The sequence below is a fragment of the Amycolatopsis sp. YIM 10 genome (assembly GCF_009429145.1).
Classification (GTDB): domain Bacteria; phylum Actinomycetota; class Actinomycetes; order Mycobacteriales; family Pseudonocardiaceae; genus Amycolatopsis.
In genome coordinates this window covers 10,084,207-10,099,667 of the sequence record NZ_CP045480.1, presented here as the reverse complement: position 1 = coordinate 10,099,667, position 15,461 = coordinate 10,084,207, and the positions used below count along the sequence as shown (strand labels likewise).

Sequence of the window (15,461 nt, the reverse complement as noted above, 5' to 3'; positions counted from 1 at the left end):
AATCAGAGGATGAAGGCGCTCGCCGGGTCTGACAGGAGCATGCCGACGTCGGCGAGGAACTGCGAGCCCTGTTGGCCGTCGACCACGCGGTGGTCGAAGCTCAGCGCCAGCTGCAGCACCTTCCGCACCTTGATCTCGCCGTCGACCACCCACGGGGTGTCGCGGATGGCGCCGAACGCCAGGATCGCCGACTCACCGGGCGTGATGATCGGCGTGCCGGTGTCCACGCCGAAAACGCCCACGTTGGTGATCGTGATGCTGCCGTTCACCATGTCACCCGGCGCCGTCTTGCCTTCGCGGGCGACGTCGGTCAGGTCGCTGAGCGCCTGCGCCAGCTCCGGCAGCGACAACTGCTCGGCGTTGCGGATCTTCGGCACGATCAGCCCGCGCGGCGTCGCCGCCGCGATGCCAAGGTGCACATAGCTCTTGTAGACGATCTCCTGGTTTTCTTCGTCCCAGGAGGCGTTCACGTCCGGCGTCCGCTTCGCGGCCAGGCACATCGCCTTCGCCGCGAACGCCAGCGGGGTCAGCTTGATCCCGGCGAAGGCCGGGCTCTTCTTCAGCTTCTCCCGCAGCTCCATCATCGGCGTCACGTCGACGGTCAGGAACTCCGTCACGTGCGGCGCGGTGTACGCGCTCTCCACCATCGCCTTGGCAGTCGCCTTGCGCACGCCCTTGATCGGCACCCGGCGCTCACCGGCAGTGTCCACAGAGGACGCCGCAGGCTTGACCGGCGGCTCGTCGGCCGCACCGGAAGCCGCGCGCTGTACGTCTTCCCGGGTGATGACCTGGCCTTCGGCGGCCAGCGAGTGCAGGTCGACGCCGAGGTCCTTGGCCAGCTTCCGCACCGGCGGCTTCGCCAGCGGCACGTACCCACCCTTGGCGGGAGCCGGAGCCGGGGTCTCCACCGCGGCGACCGGCGCGCTTTCCTTGCGGGCCCGGCGTTTCGCGGTGACCGTCTTGGAGCCGTAGCCGACCAGCGGCTTCATCTCCTCCTCGGCCGGAGCAGCCGGAGCGGCAGTCGGCGCGGCGGCGGCCCCGTTCGGTGACGGTGCTTCGGCGGGCGCCCCGCCGGGATCGGTGTCGATGGTCAGGATCGGCGTCCCGACCTCGACCGTCTGCCCCGGCTCCACGTGCAGCTCGGTGATCACCCCGGCCCACGGGATGGGCAGCTCGACGGCCGCCTTCGCGGTCTCGATCTCCACCACGATCTGGTTGACCTTCACCTCGTCACCCGGCTTCACGTGCCAGTTGAGGATGTCGGCCTCGGTCAGCCCCTCCGCCGTGTCGGCCAGGGGAAACTGCTTGTACTGCGGCATTTTCGCGAATCCCCCTACCAGGCCAGCGAGCGGTCGACGGTGTGCAGCACCCGGTCAAGGTCGGGGAGGTAGTCCTCCTCGAGCTTGGCCGGCGGGTACGGGGTGTCGAACCCGGTGACCCGCAGAACCGGTGCCTCCAGCGAGTAGAAGCACTCCTGCTGCACCCGCATGGCGATCTCCGAAGTCAGCGAGGACTCCGAAGGCGCCTCGCTGACCGCGATCAGCCGGCCGGTCCGCCGGACGGACTCGAACACCGGATCCAGGTCCAGCGGGGAGAGCGTGCGCAGGTCGATGACCTCCAGCGAGGTCCCCTCCTCCTGCGCGGCGGTGGCGGCGTCCAGGCAGACCTTCACCGACGGCCCGTAGGCCACCAGCGTGGCCGCGTCACCGGGACGCACCACCCGCGAGACGTGCAGCGGGTCCGGCGTGGCCGTGGTGTCAACTTCGGCCCGGAGGTTGCCCGAGTGGTAGAGCCGCTTCGGCTCGAACAGCAGCACCGGGTCGTCGCTCTCGATGGCCTGCCTGGTCATCCAGTACGCGTCGACCGCGTTCGAGCAGGACACCACCTTGAGCCCGGCGACGTGCGCGAACAGCGATTCCGGCGATTCCGAGTGGTGCTCCACCGCACCGATCCCGCCGCCGAAGGGCACGCGGATCACGATCGGCACCTTGACCCGGCCCTGGGTGCGGTAGTGCAGCTTCGCCACCTGGCTGACGATCTGGTCGAAGCCGGGGAAGATGAAGCCCTCGAACTGGATCTCGCACACCGGCCGGAACCCGCGCACGGCCAGGCCGACCGCGGTGCCGATGATGCCCGACTCGGCCAGCGGCGTGTCCAGCACGCGCTGCTCACCGAAGTCCTTCTGCAGGCCGTCGGTGATCCGGAAGACGCCGCCGAGCTTGCCGACGTCCTCACCGAGGATGATCACCTTGTCGTCGGCCTCCATGGCCGAGCGCAGGGCGAGGTTGATCGCCTTGCCGATGGTCAGGTTCTGCACCGCGCCGGCGGCACCGTCCACCTTGGCCTTCACGGGTGCGGCCATCAGTGCTCACTCCCCGCGAAACCCTCGAGGTAGGACAGGTACTCGCGACGCTGTGCCTCCAGCACCGGCGACGGCTCGGCGTAGACGTTGGCGAAGATCCGCTCGGGCGGCGGGTCGGGCATGTTGAACACGAAGTCGCGCAGTTCGGCGGCGAAGCTGTCGGCCTCGGCGTCGATCTTCTCGAAGAACTCCTGGTCGGCGCCGCCACCACGGGCCAGGTGCGCGCGCACCCGCTCGATCGGGTCCTTGAGCTTCCACTCCTCCAGCTCGTCGGAGAGCCGGTATCGGGTGGGGTCGTCGGTGGTGGTGTGCGCGTCCATCCGGTAGGTGAACGCCTCGATCAGCACCGGGCCGTTGCCGTGGCGGCACTCGTCGAGCGCCCAGCGGGTGACCGCGAGGCAGGCGAGCACGTCGTTGCCGTCCACCCGGATGCCGGGAAAGCCGTAACCGCGGGCGCGCTGGTACAGCGGCAGGCGCGACTGGCGCTCGGTGGGCTCGGAGATGGCCCACTGGTTGTTCTGGCAGAAGAACACCACGGGTGCGTCGTAGACCGCGGACCAGACGAAGCCCTCGTGCACGTCGCCCTGGCTGGTGGCGCCGTCGCCGAAGTAGACGATGGTGGCTTCGCCGTTGTCGTCGCCGACCTTGCCCTCGAACTTCTGGCCCATGGCGTACCCGGTGGCGTTGAGCACCTGGTTGCCGATGACGATCGTGTACGGGTGGAAGCCGTGGTGCTTGAAGTCCCAGCCGCCGTGGTCGGAGCAGCGGAAGATGCCGATCAGCTCGCGGAAGTCGACCCCGCGGGTCCACGCCACGCCGTGCTCGCGATAGCTCGGGAAGGCCATGTCGGACGGGCGGAGCGCGCGGCCGGAGCCGATCTGCGCGGCTTCCTGGCCGAGCAGCGGCACCCAGATGCCCAGCTGGCCCTGGCGCTGCATGGCGTTCGACTCACGGTCGGCCCGCCGGACCAGCACCATGTCGCGGTAGAGGTTCCGCAGTGCCTCGTCGTCGACGTCGGAGACGTACGGGTCGAACTGCGCCGAAGCGACGCGTTCGCCTTCGGGAGTCAGCAGCTGGGTGAGCTCGGCTCCACCCTCGGTTGTTGCTCGCAAACCCGCGATCACCTGCTCCGGAGTAGGTTCCGCCGCTGTCGCGGCCGGCCCGGCGCCCGGTTCGGGATGCGTCCACTGTTCCGGGGACGACATTCGCTCGTTCTCCTCAGTTCGGTGCCGCGCGGCCGCTTGTGGCAGCCGCCGCGACTTCGCCGGCGGCACTGGGGACTCGGTCGAGCACCCGGCCCGTCGGCGGTGACGGTTCTCGCGCACATCCTGGCATGAGAACCGCCCGATGGTGAGTCCCGGAGATTGATTCGTTGCCGGAAAAACCGTGCTGAACAGGGAAAACACTAGGAAACCCGATGATGGGGCAGCCGAAAGTAGGGCGCACTGGTACGCCCGGACCAGCAGGGGGCGCGAGTCCGGCGGGCGCCCGGGTGCGCGGTGCGCACCGGCCGTTCGCCCCCTGTGATGTACCCCACCCCCTCTGTCAGGATCGAGGCATGGACCAGCGAACGCTTCGGGAGACGATTCAGGACACGTGGCGCATCGACGCACTGGCGAGCCTCTCGGAGTTCGTCACCATCCCGGCGCTTTCGCCGGCCTTCGACGCCCTGTGGGCCAGCAACGGCCACCTGCACGCGGCGGTCGAGCACATGCGTTCCTGGCTGGCCACCCGGGAGCTGCCCGGCGCGGTGGTGGAAGTGGTCAAGCTGCCCGGCCGGACCCCGTTGCTGCTGCTGGAGGTCCCGGCGACCGGGGCGGTCACCGAGGACACGGTGGTGATCTACGGCCATCTCGACAAGCAGCCCGCGGCCGGTGAGTGGTCGCCCGGCCTCGACCCGTGGACGCCGGTGGTCAAGGACGGCCGCCTCTACGGCCGCGGTGCCGGTGACGACGGGTACGCGGGTTACGCCGCCGCGACCGCGCTGGAGGCGCTGCACCGCGCGGGCGGCAGGCACGCGCGCACCGTGGTCCTGCTGGAGACCTGCGAGGAGTCCGGCAGTCCCGACCTCGCCGCCTACCTCGACCACCTGCGCGAGCGCATCGGCCGGGTCGGCCTGGTGGTCTGCCTCGACGTGGCGGGCGGTGACTACGAGCGGCTGTGGCTGGCGACCTCGTTGCGTGGCATCGCCTTTCTCGACCTGACCGTGCGCGTGCTCGATTCCGGCGTGCACTCCGGCCATTCCAGCGGGCTGGTGTCCAGTTCGTTCCGCGTGGTCCGGCAGCTGCTCGACCGGCTGGAGGATTCGCGAACCGGCGAGATGCTGTTGCCGGAGTTGAGCGTGGTGATCCCGGAGGACCGGCTGAACGAGGTGCGCCTGGCCGTGGCCGAGGGCGGCCTGCGGCCCGAACTGCCGATCACCGACGGCGTGCGCACCGCCAGCGACGACCCGGTCGAGCTGGTGCTCAACAACACCTGGCGGACCACGCTCTCGGTGACCGGGGCCAGCGGGCTGCCGTCACTGGAGGACGCGGGCAACGTGCTGCGGCCGTTCACCGGGCTCAAGCTCAGCTTCCGGCTGCCGCCGACCGCGGACGCCGAGGTCGCGCTCGACGCCATCACCAGGGCGCTCACCACCGACGTGCCGTACGGTGCGAAGGTGGAGATCGGCCGGGCCGGTGGCGCGGCGGGCTGGAACGCGCCGAAGCTGGCGCCCTGGCTGGCCACCACGCTGGACAAGGTGAGCGTGGAGGTGTTCGGCGAGCCGTGGCGGGCGCTCGGGCTGGGCGGCACCATCCCGTTCCTCGGCCTGTTCGCCGGGGCCTATCCCGACGCCCAGTTCGTGGTCACCGGGCCGCGCGGGCCGGGCAACAACGCGCACGTGCCGGACGAGTGGCTGCACCTGGAGCAGACCGAGCGGGTGACCGAGGCGGTGGCCAGGATTCTGCACGCCCACGCCGGTGAATGAGCTGGTGGCAGGATGGGCGGGGTGGATCAGACTGTGAATGCGACCGCGATGCGTGAAACCGTGCGGCGGCTCTGGGCGGACGACATCCTGCCGAGCCTGTCGGGGCTGGTGGCGATTCCCGCCCTGTCCCCCGGTTTCGATCCGGACTGGGCGAACAGCGGCCACCTGGCCGCCGCCGTCGAGCACGTCCGGAACTGGCTCGGGACCCGGGCGATCCCCGGCGCCTCGATCGACGTGGTGGAACTGCCCGGCCGCAGCCCGGTGCTGCTGCTGGACGTGCCGGCCACTCCCGGCGCCGAGGACAAGGGCACCGTGTTGCTCTACGGCCACCTGGACAAGCAGCCGCCGCTCGGTGGCTGGTCCGATGGGCTCGACCCGTGGAAGCCGGTGATCAAGGACGGCAGGCTGTACGGCCGCGGCTCGGCCGACGACGGGTACGCCGGTTATGCCGCGACGGCCGCGCTGGAGGCCCTGCGCGAGGCGGGCGGTTCGCACGCTCGGGCCGTGGTGCTGCTGGAGACCGGCGAGGAGTCGGGCAGCCCCGACCTGCCCGCGTACCTGGAGCACCTGAGCGACCGGCTCGGCGACGTCACCTTCGTGGTGTGCCTGGATTCCGGTGGTCAGGACTACGAACGGCTCTGGCTGACCACCAGCCTGCGCGGCATGGTCCAGCTGCACCTGACCGTGCGTGTGCTGGACTCCGGTCAGCACTCGGGCCTGGCCAGCGGCGTCGTGCCCAGCTCGTTCCGCATCCTGCGCGAGTTGCTGGACCGGGTGGAGAACTCCGAGACCGGGCACCTGCTGCTCGACGAGCTTTACGTGGACGTCCCGGCGGACCGCGCCGCGGAGGCCGAAGCCGCGGCCGCCGCCGCGCCGGGCGCGATGAAGCGGGCGTTCCCGCTGCACGGCGGCACCACCACGGTCGACGAGGACGACGTGGAGCTGCTGCTGAACAACACCTGGCGGCCCACGTTGTCGGTGATCGGCGCCTCGGGCTTCCCGGAGCCGATCGACGCGGGCAACGTGCTGCGCGCGCACAGCACCCTGGCGCTGGGCTTCCGCCTGCCGCCGACGGCCGACTCCGCGGCCGCGCTCGGCGCGCTGGAGAAGGCGCTGACCACGGACGTGCCGTACTCGGCGACCGTGGAACTGGCCGGCCTGGAACACGCCGACGGCTGGAACGCCCCGGCCACGGCACCCTGGTTGTCGGCTTCTTTGGATGAGGTCAGCACCACGGTCTTCGGCGCCCCCTGGCGAGCCATGGGCCTCGGCGGCTCGATCCCGTTCATGGGCCTGCTGGGTGAGAAGTACCCGAACGCCCAGTTCCTGGTCACCGGCGCGCTCGGCCCGGACTCGAACGCCCACGTGCCGGACGAGTGGCTGAACCTGGCCCAAGCCGAGCGAGTCACCACGGCGGTCGCGCACATCCTGCACGCCCACGCGACGGCCTGACTTGTGCCGTGACCGTGGCTTTCACGGCCGAATCCGCCGTGAAAGCCACGTTCAGGCCACTCGCGTCAGCTCCACCGAAACGTCCAATGTGGACTCCCCGCCGCCGGTGAAGATTCCCTTCAGCGGGGCCACGTCCGCATAGTCCCGCCCCGTGGCCACCCAGACGTGTCGCGGGCCGACCGGGATGGCGTTCGTGGGGTCGTGCGCCCACCAGCCGCCGGTCCAGGCGTCGACCCAGGCGTGCGATTCGCCCTGCACGGTTTGCCCGAGTTTCGCTTCGGGCTCCGTGTGCAGGTAACCCGACACGTACCGCGCGGGCACGCCGATCGATCGCAACATCGTCAGCGTGACGTGCGCGAAGTCCTGGCACACGCCTTCCCGTGCCTGCCAGGCATCGGTGGCCGTGCTGTGCACGCCGGTGGTGCCCGGCTGGTACTTCAGCTGCTCGTGCACCCAGTCCGACACCGCCAGCACGGTGTCCGCCGGGTCCTTGCCCTTCCGCAGGTCCCGCGCGACCTTCGCCAGTTCCCGATCGCGAGGTGTGTAGTCGGTCGGCGTCAGGAACTCCGTGTGCTCGTCGATCACCTCGTCCCCGCGCAGGTCCGACCAACTCGCGTCGTGGATCGGCTCAGCGGCTTCGGCCGTCTCCACCAGCGACGTGGCCACCACGGTGAACTCGGTGTGCGGCGCGTGCAGGTCGAACGAGGTCACCACGGTGCCCCAGTAGTCGGAGTACCGGTAGGCCCTGGTCGCCGGATCGGTCTCCAGCCGGTTCGCCACCAGCGTCTGGCGCCGGTCCGAGCGCGGGGTCAACCTCGCCTCGTTGTACGACTGCATGGCCGGGGTGGCGTAGTGGTAGCCGGTGCGGTGCACCACGCGGACCTGCCAGCTCATAGCGAAACCTCCGCACCGCGCCACGCCACCCAGGGCGAGGAGTGGAAGTACTGCACCGAAACCGCTTCCCCGATCTCCCGGATCGTCGTCTGCAAGGTACCCAGCCGCTTCGGCAGATCCTCCAGCAGATCCGACGGCCGCAGGAACTCCAGCTCACTGCGGGCCCGGCCGAGCAACCGCAGCGCCTCGGCCTTCTCGTTGCCGCGCCCGTGACTGCCCTTCTGCAGCTTGTCCAGGCAGTACTCCGCCTGGCGCAGTGCGTGGAACACCGATCGCGGGAACAGCGAGTCGCGGAGCAGGAACTGCACGATCCGGCCCGCGTCCAGCGCGCCGCGATAGGTGCGCAGGTAGGTGTCCTGCGCACCGGTCGAGCGCAGCACGGTGATCCAGCCCGGTGAGGACGCGCGGTCCTGCACCCTGGACAACAGCAGCCGCACCACCATGTCCGCGCGTTCGACCGACCGGCCGAGCACCATGAACAGCCAGCCGTCGTCCCGGCTCATCGTCGAGTCGGCCAGCCCGGCGAACATCGCCGCGCGTTCCTCCACGAAGGAGAGAAAGGAGTGGGGCCCGGCCCGCCGTGCGTAGCGCTGCCGGTCCGGCACCGCGTTCCAGGTGGCGTTCAGGCACTCCCACAACTCGGTCGAGACCACTTCACGCGCGCCGCGGGTGTTCTCGCGGGCGGCGGTGATCGAGCCGACGATCGAGCTGGCGTTGTCCTTGTTGTAGGCGACCAGCTCGGTCAGCTTCCACACGTCCAGCTCGCCCTGCCCGTCCGGCTCGATGCCGAGCACGGTCAGCAGCTGGCGGCTGGCGTGGTCCGGGTCGACGGTGGCGTCCTCCAGCAGATGGTGGACCGACACGTTGAGGATGCGCGCGGTGTCGTCCGCGCGTTCCACGTACCGGCCGATCCAGTACAACGATTCGGCGTTGCGGGCGAGCATCCGGGCCTCCTCGTGGAAATCACTGCTGTTGCTGCTGGGCGCTGGTCAGCTCCGGGCCCTGTTCGGCGGCGAGCCCGTCCAGCTGCGACTGCTCGGCCAGCGCCGGCTCGGCCAGTTCGCGCTCGGCGGAGGAGGACCGGCTGGCCAGCACCCAGGTGTCCTTCGAGCCACCGCCCTGCGAGGAGTTGACCACCAGGCTGCCCTCCGGCAGCGCCACCCTGGTCAGCCCGCCGGGCAGGACAAAAACGAAGTTGCCGTCGTTGACCGCGAACGGCCGCAGGTCCACGTGCCGCGGTGCCAGCTTGTCGTCCACTTTGGACGGAACGGTGGACAGCTGCACCACCGGCTGGGCGATCCAGCCGCGCCGGTCCGCCTTCACCTTGCGCCGCAGGTCGGCCAGCTCCTTGGCCGAGGCGTCCGGCCCGAACACGATGCCGTAACCCCCGGAACCCTCGACCGGCTTGACCACCAGCTCGTCCATGCGCTCGAGCACGAAGTCCAGCTCGTCCGGCAGCCAGCAGCGGAAGGTGTCCACATTGGGCAGGAGCGGCTTCTCGTTCAGGTAGTACTTCACCATGTCCGGCACGTAGGTGTAGACCAGCTTGTCGTCGCCGACGCCGTTGCCCACCGCGTTCGCGATCACCACGTTCCCCGCGCGGGCGGCGTTGAGCACACCGGCGATGCCGAGCACGGAGTCCGGCCGGTAGTGCACCGGGTCGAGGAACTCGTCGTCGATGCGCCGGTAGATCACGTCCACCGGCCGCTCGCCCTCGGTGGTGCGCAGGTAGACCACGTTGTCGCGGCAGAACAGGTCGCGGCCCTCGACCAGTTCCACGCCCATCAGCCGCGCCAGCAGCGAGTGCTCGAAGTAGGCGGAGTTGTGGATGCCGGGGGTGAGCACCACGATCATCGGGTCGGCCACGTTGGCCGCGGCCGCCGCGCGCAGCGATCGCAGCAGGTGGGAGGCGTAGTCGCCGACGGGGCGCACCCGGTGCTGGGCGAACAGGTCGGGGAACACGCGCGCCATCGTGCGGCGGTTCTCCATCACGTACGACACGCCCGACGGATTGCGCAGATTGTCTTCGAGCACGCGGAACGTGCCCGCCTCGTCGCGCACCAGGTCGACCCCGGCCACGTGGATGCGCACGCCGTTGGGCGGATTGATGCCGAACGCCTCGCGCTGGAAGTGCGAGCACGAGGTGATCAGCCGTCGCGGCAGGACACCGTCGGCGAGGATCTGGGCGTCGCCGTAGACGTCGTCGAGAAAGGCCTCCAGCGCGCGGACGCGCTGCGCCACGCCGCGTTCGAGCTTGAGCCATTCGGCCGCGGTGATCACCCGCGGCACCAGGTCCAGCGGGAACGGCCGCTCCTGGCCGGACAGCGAGAAGGTGATGCCCTGGTCGACCAGCGCGCGGTCGAGCGCGGCCGAGCGGGCGGTCAGATCGGTGGCGTCGTAGCTCGCGATCGACTCGTACAGCGCGCGGTAGGGCGGGCGGACCGTGCCGTCCTCGGCGAACATCTCGTCGTAGGCGCCGGCGTGCGGGCGGTCCTTCGCCAGGTAACCGTCGAACTGCGCGCCCGCTCTGCCGTTCCGCGAGCTGGTCCTGGCCCGCATCCCCGCCGGCGGCAACTTCGGCGGCGCGTTGTTGTTCATGGAACTCATGGTCGCTCACGAACGGGTGATCGCGCGATACGCAGGCCTGATGTCGTCCACTCCGCCATCAGGAAGACACAGGAAAGACCTAGTCGAAACGGCGCTGTAACGTCCCAATGCTGGGCAGTTGACCCGCCAGGATGGCAGGATGCAAAATCTCGCCGAGTTCTGACTACTAGGAGTGACACCGTGGCGCGTCGATACACACGCAGAGCGCTCACCATCTTGCCGGCGCTCGCCCTGGCCGTTACCGCGGCAGGCTGCGCCGAATCGGTCAACACCGGAGCCGACACCCAGGCCGGTGGGCAGATCACGCTCAAGGAAGCAGGCAAGCTGACCACCTGCACGCACCTGCCCTACGCCCCCTTCCAGTTCACCGAGGGCGACAAGACCGTCGGCTTCGACGTGGAGCTGGTGGACCTGGTGCTGCCCCTGGTCGGCGCGAGCGAGCAGAAGATCTTCGACACGCCGTTCGAGGGCATCAAGTCCGGTGAGTCGCTGAACATCGGCCAGTGCGACGTGGCCGCCGCGGCCATGTCGATCACGCCCGAGCGCCAGGCCGTGATGGACTTCTCCGAGCCGTACTTCAACGCCAAGCAGGCGCTGCTGGTGAAGAAGGGCTCCGGCCTGGACAGCCTGGAGAAGCTGCGCGGCAAGAAGCTCGGCGTGCAGCAGGGCACCACCGGTGAGACCTACGCCAACGAGAACAAGGACAAGTTCGGCTACGAGGTCATCCAGTTCGAGGACCTCGCGCTGGAGCAGACCGCGGTGCAGACCGGCCAGGTCGACGCCGGCATCAACGACGACGTGGTGCTGCTGGACTTCCTCAAGGCCAACCAGGACGTCGAGGTCACCGCCACCTTCGACACCGGGGACAACTACGGCATCGCGGTGAAGAAGGGCAACGGCGCGCTGCTGGCCAAGGTCAACGAGGCGCTGACCAAGGCCAAGGGCGACGGCACCTACGACCGCATCTACGAAAAGTGGTTCGGCAAGAAGCCGACCGCCTGATCCACGACTGAGGGGAACGGCCGCCACGGCGGTCGTTCCCCTCAGGGCGTGTTTCTCGGGTCGGGCACGCGATAGCCGCGCCCAGGCGGCCCCTGGCGGCACCGCGGGATCACCCGAGTACGGCTCCGGTGCGAGGGCGACCCCGCGGCACCGCCAGGAACCACCTGGATCACGACTCTCACGCACCTGACCCGAGAAACACGCCCTAGTTTTGTCGACCACTTTCGAGGAGCCTCTTCCCCATGGCCATGTCCAAGCGCAAACGGCGCCAGGTGACCCAGCTGGTGCAGTACGCGCTGCTGGTGATCGTGATCGCCGTGCTGGCGTTCGTCGCGGACTGGGCGACGATCCAGCGCGCGTTCTTCAACCTCGACGCCGCGGCCCAGCAGTTCCCCGGCATCATCACCATTGCGCTGAAGAACACCATCATCTACACCGTGCTCGGCTTCCTGCTCGGCCTGGCGCTCGGGCTCGTGCTGGCGCTGATGAAGCTGTCCTCGGTGCCGCCGTACCGGTGGATCGCCACCGTCTACATCGAGTTCTTCCGCGGCATCCCGGCGCTGCTGGTGTTCATCGCGCTGGGCTTCGGTGTGCCGCTCGCCTTCGGCATCAAGTTCGACATCTACTCCACGGCCGCGATCGCGCTCGGCGCGGTCGGTGCCGCGTACATGGCCGAGACCATTCGCGCCGGCATCCAGGCGGTGCCGCCCGGCCAGGTCGAGGCGGCCAGGTCGCTGGGCATGAGCCAGGGCCGGGCGATGGTCTCCATCGTCATCCCGCAGGCGTTCCGGATCATCCTCCCGCCGCTGACCAACGAGCTGATCCTGCTCACCAAGGACTCGTCGCTGATCTACCTGCTCGGCCTGGCCAGGGACCAGTACGAGCTGACCAAGTGGGGCCGCGAGGGCCTCAACGCGACCGGGTCGATGACGCCGATCCTGCTGGCCGGCCTCTGCTACCTGATCATCACCCTCCCCCTCGGTTACCTCTCGCGGTACTTGGAGCGCAGGACCGGGCGGAAGCAGAACCGCGGCCTGGAGGTCGAGGCATGAGCGACGTGATCGTCGAGATTTCCGGACTGCACAAGGCCTTCGGTGAGCTGCAGGTGCTCAAGGGCATCGATCTGCGGGTCGAGCGCGGTCAGGTGGTCTGCATCATCGGCCCGTCCGGCTCCGGCAAGTCCACCCTCCTGCGCTGCGTGAACCTGCTCGAGGAGCCGAACCAGGGCAAGATCGTGGTCAACGACCACGAGATCACCGATCCCGACGTGGACATCGACCACGCCCGCCGCGGCATCGGCATGGTGTTCCAGTCGTTCAACCTGTTCGCCCACCTGTCGGTGCTGGACAACCTGACCATCGCGCAGCGCAAGGTGCTCGGCCGCGACAAGGCCGAGGCGGAGCGCGTCGCCCGCGACAACCTCAAGAAGGTCGGGCTCTCGGAGAAGGCGAACTCGCTGCCGATGCAGCTGTCCGGCGGGCAGCAGCAGCGGGTGGCGATCGCGCGGGCGTTGTCGATGAATCCCGAGGTCATGCTGTTCGACGAGCCCACGTCGGCGCTGGACCCGGAGCTGGTCGGCGACGTGCTCAGCGTGATGCGCCAGCTCGCCGAGGAGGGCATGACCATGCTGGTGGTCACGCACGAGATGCAGTTCGCTCGTGAGGTGGCCGACGTGGTGCTGTTCATGGACGGCGGGGTGGTGGTCGAGCAGGGCCAGCCGTCGCGGGTGATCGGCGATCCGCAGCACCAGCGGACCAAGACCTTCCTGTCCCGCGTGCTCAACCCGACCCACGTGGACGACTAGCGGTGGTGGTTTTTCGCCGGGGCGGGGCTCGTGACGACCACGAGCCCGGCGACCCACCCGAACCGGACGACGCCTTCGACCCGTTCGATCCCGAGCCGGACCCCCGGTTCGAGATCCGCGCCGAGGACCTGATCAAGCCGTTGATCATGCCGGAGCCGGGCCGGTTGCTCCGGTTGCGCAAGCAGCCGACCAACGCGCCGCTCGTGCAGGTCGAGGACGCCCTCATCACCGGGCGCTTCGACCTGCGCGCGCTCGACCTGGAGTACCTCTTCCGGTTCGAGCGGTGCCGGTTCGAAGAACCGCCGGACGTGCGCGAGGCGACCCTGCTCGGGCTGGTCTTCCGCCGGTGCTGGCTGCCCGGGCTCAAGGCCCGCAACATGCGCAGCCGCAACGACGTCCGGCTGATCCGCTGCGCGGTGGAGGTCGAGCACACGGTCAAGGGGCACAGCGAGACCGCGGTCCAGCGCGGTGACGACCGCGAGCGCGGTCGCCCGGACGCGGCGATCAACCTGACCGACGCGGCCATCGAGGGTTCGGTGGTGCTCACCCGCACCCGGATCGAGCACTCGCGGGGCAAGGCCATCCAGGCCGACCGGCTGGAGATCACCGGCGCCCTGCTCGCCTACCGGCTCGAAGCCGACGGCGAGATCCGCGTCCCCGGCCTGAAGACCGGCGGTAACGTCAACTTCTCCGGTGCCACCCTGCACAACCCGGACGGCTTCGCGCTCAACGGCAACGGCCTGCACATCGGCGGCAGCCTGCTCTGCGAGGTGGACACCTACGGCCCGCCGAAGGCCCGCAAGCGCTTCTCCGCCAACGGCATCATCTACCTGCCCAGCGCCAAGGTGGACAGCGACATCGTGCTGCGCGGGGCCCGGCTGCACACCAGCCAGCACGGCCCGATCGTGGTGGACCAGTGGAAGTCCCGCGACCCGTACCTCGACCCGCGCCCGGCGATCAGCGCGGACCGGCTGCGCGTGGACGGCAACGTGGAACTGAGCGACGACTTCCGCGCCACCGGCACCATCCGCATGGTCAACGCGCACATCGGCGGCACGCTGCGCCTGGCGAACGCCGAGATCTCGGTGGCACGCGGGTACGTCGAGCCGTACTACGACCGGGCGCTGCACATCGACGGCACCGAGATCAGCGGGGACATCGAGGCGACGAACCTGAATGTGCCGATGGGCCAGTGCCGCCTGTCGGACGTGACCGTCGGCGGCAACGTGCTGGCCTGGAACGCCACCCTCCACCACCACGAACGCGACGTCTTCTCCGCCCGCCGCGCCAAGATCGCCGGCAACCTGCACCTGACCGACGCCACCGTGGAGGGCACGCTCCGGCTCCAGGGCATCGAGGTCGGCGGCAGCATCGATCTCTACGGCACCGAGGTGGTCAAGCCCGCGGTCCGGCCGAACACCAGCTTCTCGGTGGACGTGCGGGCCGGGCGGATCGGCCGCGACCTGGTGTTCACCGCCAACCGCGAACGCCGGTTCCACGCCGAGGGCGGGGTCAACCTGGACGGCGCGGTGGTCGCCCGCCGGGTCGACTTGACCGGCGCGGTGCTCCAGTCCAGCGAACGCGACGGCATCGCGCTCGACGTCGGCTCGGTCACCGCCGACGAGTTCGCGCTGGTGCCGGACATCGCGCCCCGCGGTCAGGTGGTGCTGGCCGGGGCGCACTGCGTCACCCTCAACGACAACCCGGAGCTGTGGGAGGCCACCGGCGGGCTGGACCTGGAGGACTTCCGGTACGACTCGATGAAGGTGCCGATCGGGATCAAGGACGACGCCGCGGTCGACCAGCGGATCCGGTTGCTGCGCCGGGCGATGGGCGGGTACCGGCCCGGCCCGTACGACCAGCTCGCCGAGATGCTGCGCACCAGCGGTAACGAGGAGCACGCCTCCACCGTGCTGTTCAAGAAGCAGCAGTTCCGGTACGAGTCGCTGGCCGACGGTTACCGGTTCCTCGGGCCGCCGGTGCGGTTGTGGAGCTGGTTGCAGCGCTCGATGGTCGGGTACGGCTACCGGCCGGGCCGCGCGGTCGGCTGGCTGCTGTTGCTGCTGATCGCGGGCAGCCTGTGGTTCGCCGCCGGGCAGACCGACCACCCGTGCCTGACCGACACCGAGAACTACGCGCAGAGCGGCGGCCGGTGCGCGGTGAACAGCGACGACAAGGGGCTGGAGTGGAGCCCGGTGCTCTACACCGTGGACCTGCTGGTGCCGATCGTCGACTTCGGCAACAAGGGCCGCTGGTTCATGGAGGGCGCCGACAAGTGGGTGGCGGTCGGGTTCACCGCGATGGGCTGGACGCTGGCCACCACCGTGGCCGCCGGTGTGACCAGAGCCCTGCGCCGGAATTGACCTTGTATC

General features: G+C 69.5%; 12 protein-coding genes. 6 read left to right on the top strand and 6 right to left on the bottom strand.

The window, feature by feature from the left end:
• Nucleotides 1-2 precede the first annotated feature (2 nt).
• From YIM_RS47060 to pdhA, 3 genes are read right to left on the bottom strand one after another with little or no spacing between them, the layout of a single operon-like run.
• Nucleotides 3-1,319, bottom strand: a complete 1,317-nt coding sequence (locus YIM_RS47060) for a dihydrolipoamide acetyltransferase family protein (RefSeq protein ID WP_153036492.1) — start codon at nt 1,317-1,319, stop codon at nt 3-5.
• A gap of 14 nt (nt 1,320-1,333) precedes the next feature.
• The gene (locus YIM_RS47055; RefSeq protein WP_153036491.1) at nt 1,334-2,362 is read right to left on the bottom strand and encodes an alpha-ketoacid dehydrogenase subunit beta; all 1,029 of its coding nucleotides are present in this window, start codon (nt 2,360-2,362) and stop codon (nt 1,334-1,336) included.
• The gene (gene pdhA / locus YIM_RS47050) at nt 2,362-3,567 is read right to left on the bottom strand and encodes a pyruvate dehydrogenase (acetyl-transferring) E1 component subunit alpha (protein WP_153036490.1); all 1,206 of its coding nucleotides are present in this window, start codon (nt 3,565-3,567) and stop codon (nt 2,362-2,364) included. The genes YIM_RS47055 and pdhA overlap by 1 nt, the downstream gene beginning before the upstream one ends.
• Before the next feature lie 353 nt (nt 3,568-3,920).
• Here pdhA and YIM_RS47045 point away from each other — a divergent pair, with 353 nt between their 5' ends.
• Nucleotides 3,921-5,330, top strand: coding sequence for a M20/M25/M40 family metallo-hydrolase (locus YIM_RS47045; protein ID WP_153036489.1), 1,410 nt, complete (start codon nt 3,921-3,923; stop codon nt 5,328-5,330).
• A gap of 48 nt (nt 5,331-5,378) precedes the next feature.
• On the top strand, nt 5,379-6,782 hold the full coding sequence (locus tag YIM_RS47040) for a M20/M25/M40 family metallo-hydrolase (RefSeq protein ID WP_370469055.1): 1,404 nt from the start codon (nt 5,379-5,381) through the stop codon (nt 6,780-6,782).
• A 51-nt stretch (nt 6,783-6,833) separates the two neighbouring features.
• Here the strand turns inward: YIM_RS47040 and YIM_RS47035 are convergent, their stop codons facing one another.
• Genes YIM_RS47035 through YIM_RS47025 form a run of 3 tightly spaced genes read right to left on the bottom strand, consistent with a single transcriptional unit; the run spans nt 6,834 to nt 10,274 of the window.
• Nucleotides 6,834-7,676: a transglutaminase family protein gene (locus YIM_RS47035; protein ID WP_153036487.1), complete on the bottom strand. Its 843-nt coding sequence runs from the start codon at nt 7,674-7,676 to the stop codon at nt 6,834-6,836.
• Entirely contained in the window at nt 7,673-8,620 is a 948-nt protein-coding gene (locus YIM_RS47030; RefSeq protein WP_153036486.1) for an alpha-E domain-containing protein, read from the bottom strand. Before YIM_RS47030 ends, YIM_RS47035 begins: the two co-directional genes overlap by 4 nt.
• A gap of 19 nt (nt 8,621-8,639) precedes the next feature.
• Nucleotides 8,640-10,274: a circularly permuted type 2 ATP-grasp protein gene (locus tag YIM_RS47025; RefSeq protein ID WP_153036485.1), complete on the bottom strand. Its 1,635-nt coding sequence runs from the start codon at nt 10,272-10,274 to the stop codon at nt 8,640-8,642.
• Between the two features lie 189 nt (nt 10,275-10,463).
• On the opposite strand from YIM_RS47025, the gene YIM_RS47020 reads away from it, so the two are divergent.
• The 4 genes from YIM_RS47020 to YIM_RS47005 all read left to right on the top strand — a co-directional run bounded on the left by YIM_RS47020 (nt 10,464) and on the right by YIM_RS47005 (nt 15,452).
• On the top strand, nt 10,464-11,285 hold the full coding sequence (locus YIM_RS47020) for a transporter substrate-binding domain-containing protein (protein WP_153036484.1): 822 nt from the start codon (nt 10,464-10,466) through the stop codon (nt 11,283-11,285).
• Between the two features lie 242 nt (nt 11,286-11,527).
• Nucleotides 11,528-12,337, top strand: a complete 810-nt coding sequence (locus YIM_RS47015) for an amino acid ABC transporter permease (RefSeq protein WP_153036483.1) — start codon at nt 11,528-11,530, stop codon at nt 12,335-12,337.
• A complete protein-coding gene (locus YIM_RS47010) occupies nt 12,334-13,089 on the top strand; it encodes an amino acid ABC transporter ATP-binding protein (RefSeq protein WP_153036482.1) in 756 nt (251 codons plus the stop codon). The genes YIM_RS47015 and YIM_RS47010 overlap by 4 nt, the downstream gene beginning before the upstream one ends.
• Nucleotides 13,090-13,235: 146 nt before the next feature.
• On the top strand, nt 13,236-15,452 hold the full coding sequence (locus YIM_RS47005) for an oxidoreductase (protein ID WP_228005097.1): 2,217 nt from the start codon (nt 13,236-13,238) through the stop codon (nt 15,450-15,452).
• The last annotated feature ends 9 nt before the right edge of the window (nt 15,453-15,461 follow it).

Bases quoted from the DNA above. Each gene is read 5' to 3' on its own strand.
- YIM_RS47060 (WP_153036492.1), bottom strand. From the start codon at position 1,319: ATGCCGCAGTACAAGCAGTTTCCCCTGGCCGACACGGCGGAGGGGCTG.
- YIM_RS47055 (WP_153036491.1), bottom strand. From the start codon at position 2,362: ATGGCCGCACCCGTGAAGGCCAAGGTGGACGGTGCCGCCGGCGCGGTG.
- pdhA (WP_153036490.1), bottom strand. From the start codon at position 3,567: ATGTCGTCCCCGGAACAGTGGACGCATCCCGAACCGGGCGCCGGGCCG.
- YIM_RS47045 (WP_153036489.1), top strand. From the start codon at position 3,921: ATGGACCAGCGAACGCTTCGGGAGACGATTCAGGACACGTGGCGCATC.
- YIM_RS47040 (WP_370469055.1), top strand. From the start codon at position 5,379: ATGCGTGAAACCGTGCGGCGGCTCTGGGCGGACGACATCCTGCCGAGC.
- YIM_RS47035 (WP_153036487.1), bottom strand. From the start codon at position 7,676: ATGAGCTGGCAGGTCCGCGTGGTGCACCGCACCGGCTACCACTACGCC.
- YIM_RS47030 (WP_153036486.1), bottom strand. From the start codon at position 8,620: ATGCTCGCCCGCAACGCCGAATCGTTGTACTGGATCGGCCGGTACGTG.
- YIM_RS47025 (WP_153036485.1), bottom strand. From the start codon at position 10,274: ATGAACAACAACGCGCCGCCGAAGTTGCCGCCGGCGGGGATGCGGGCC.
- YIM_RS47015 (WP_153036483.1), top strand. From the start codon at position 11,528: ATGGCCATGTCCAAGCGCAAACGGCGCCAGGTGACCCAGCTGGTGCAG.
- YIM_RS47010 (WP_153036482.1), top strand. From the start codon at position 12,334: ATGAGCGACGTGATCGTCGAGATTTCCGGACTGCACAAGGCCTTCGGT.
- YIM_RS47005 (WP_228005097.1), top strand. From the start codon at position 13,236: ATGCCGGAGCCGGGCCGGTTGCTCCGGTTGCGCAAGCAGCCGACCAAC.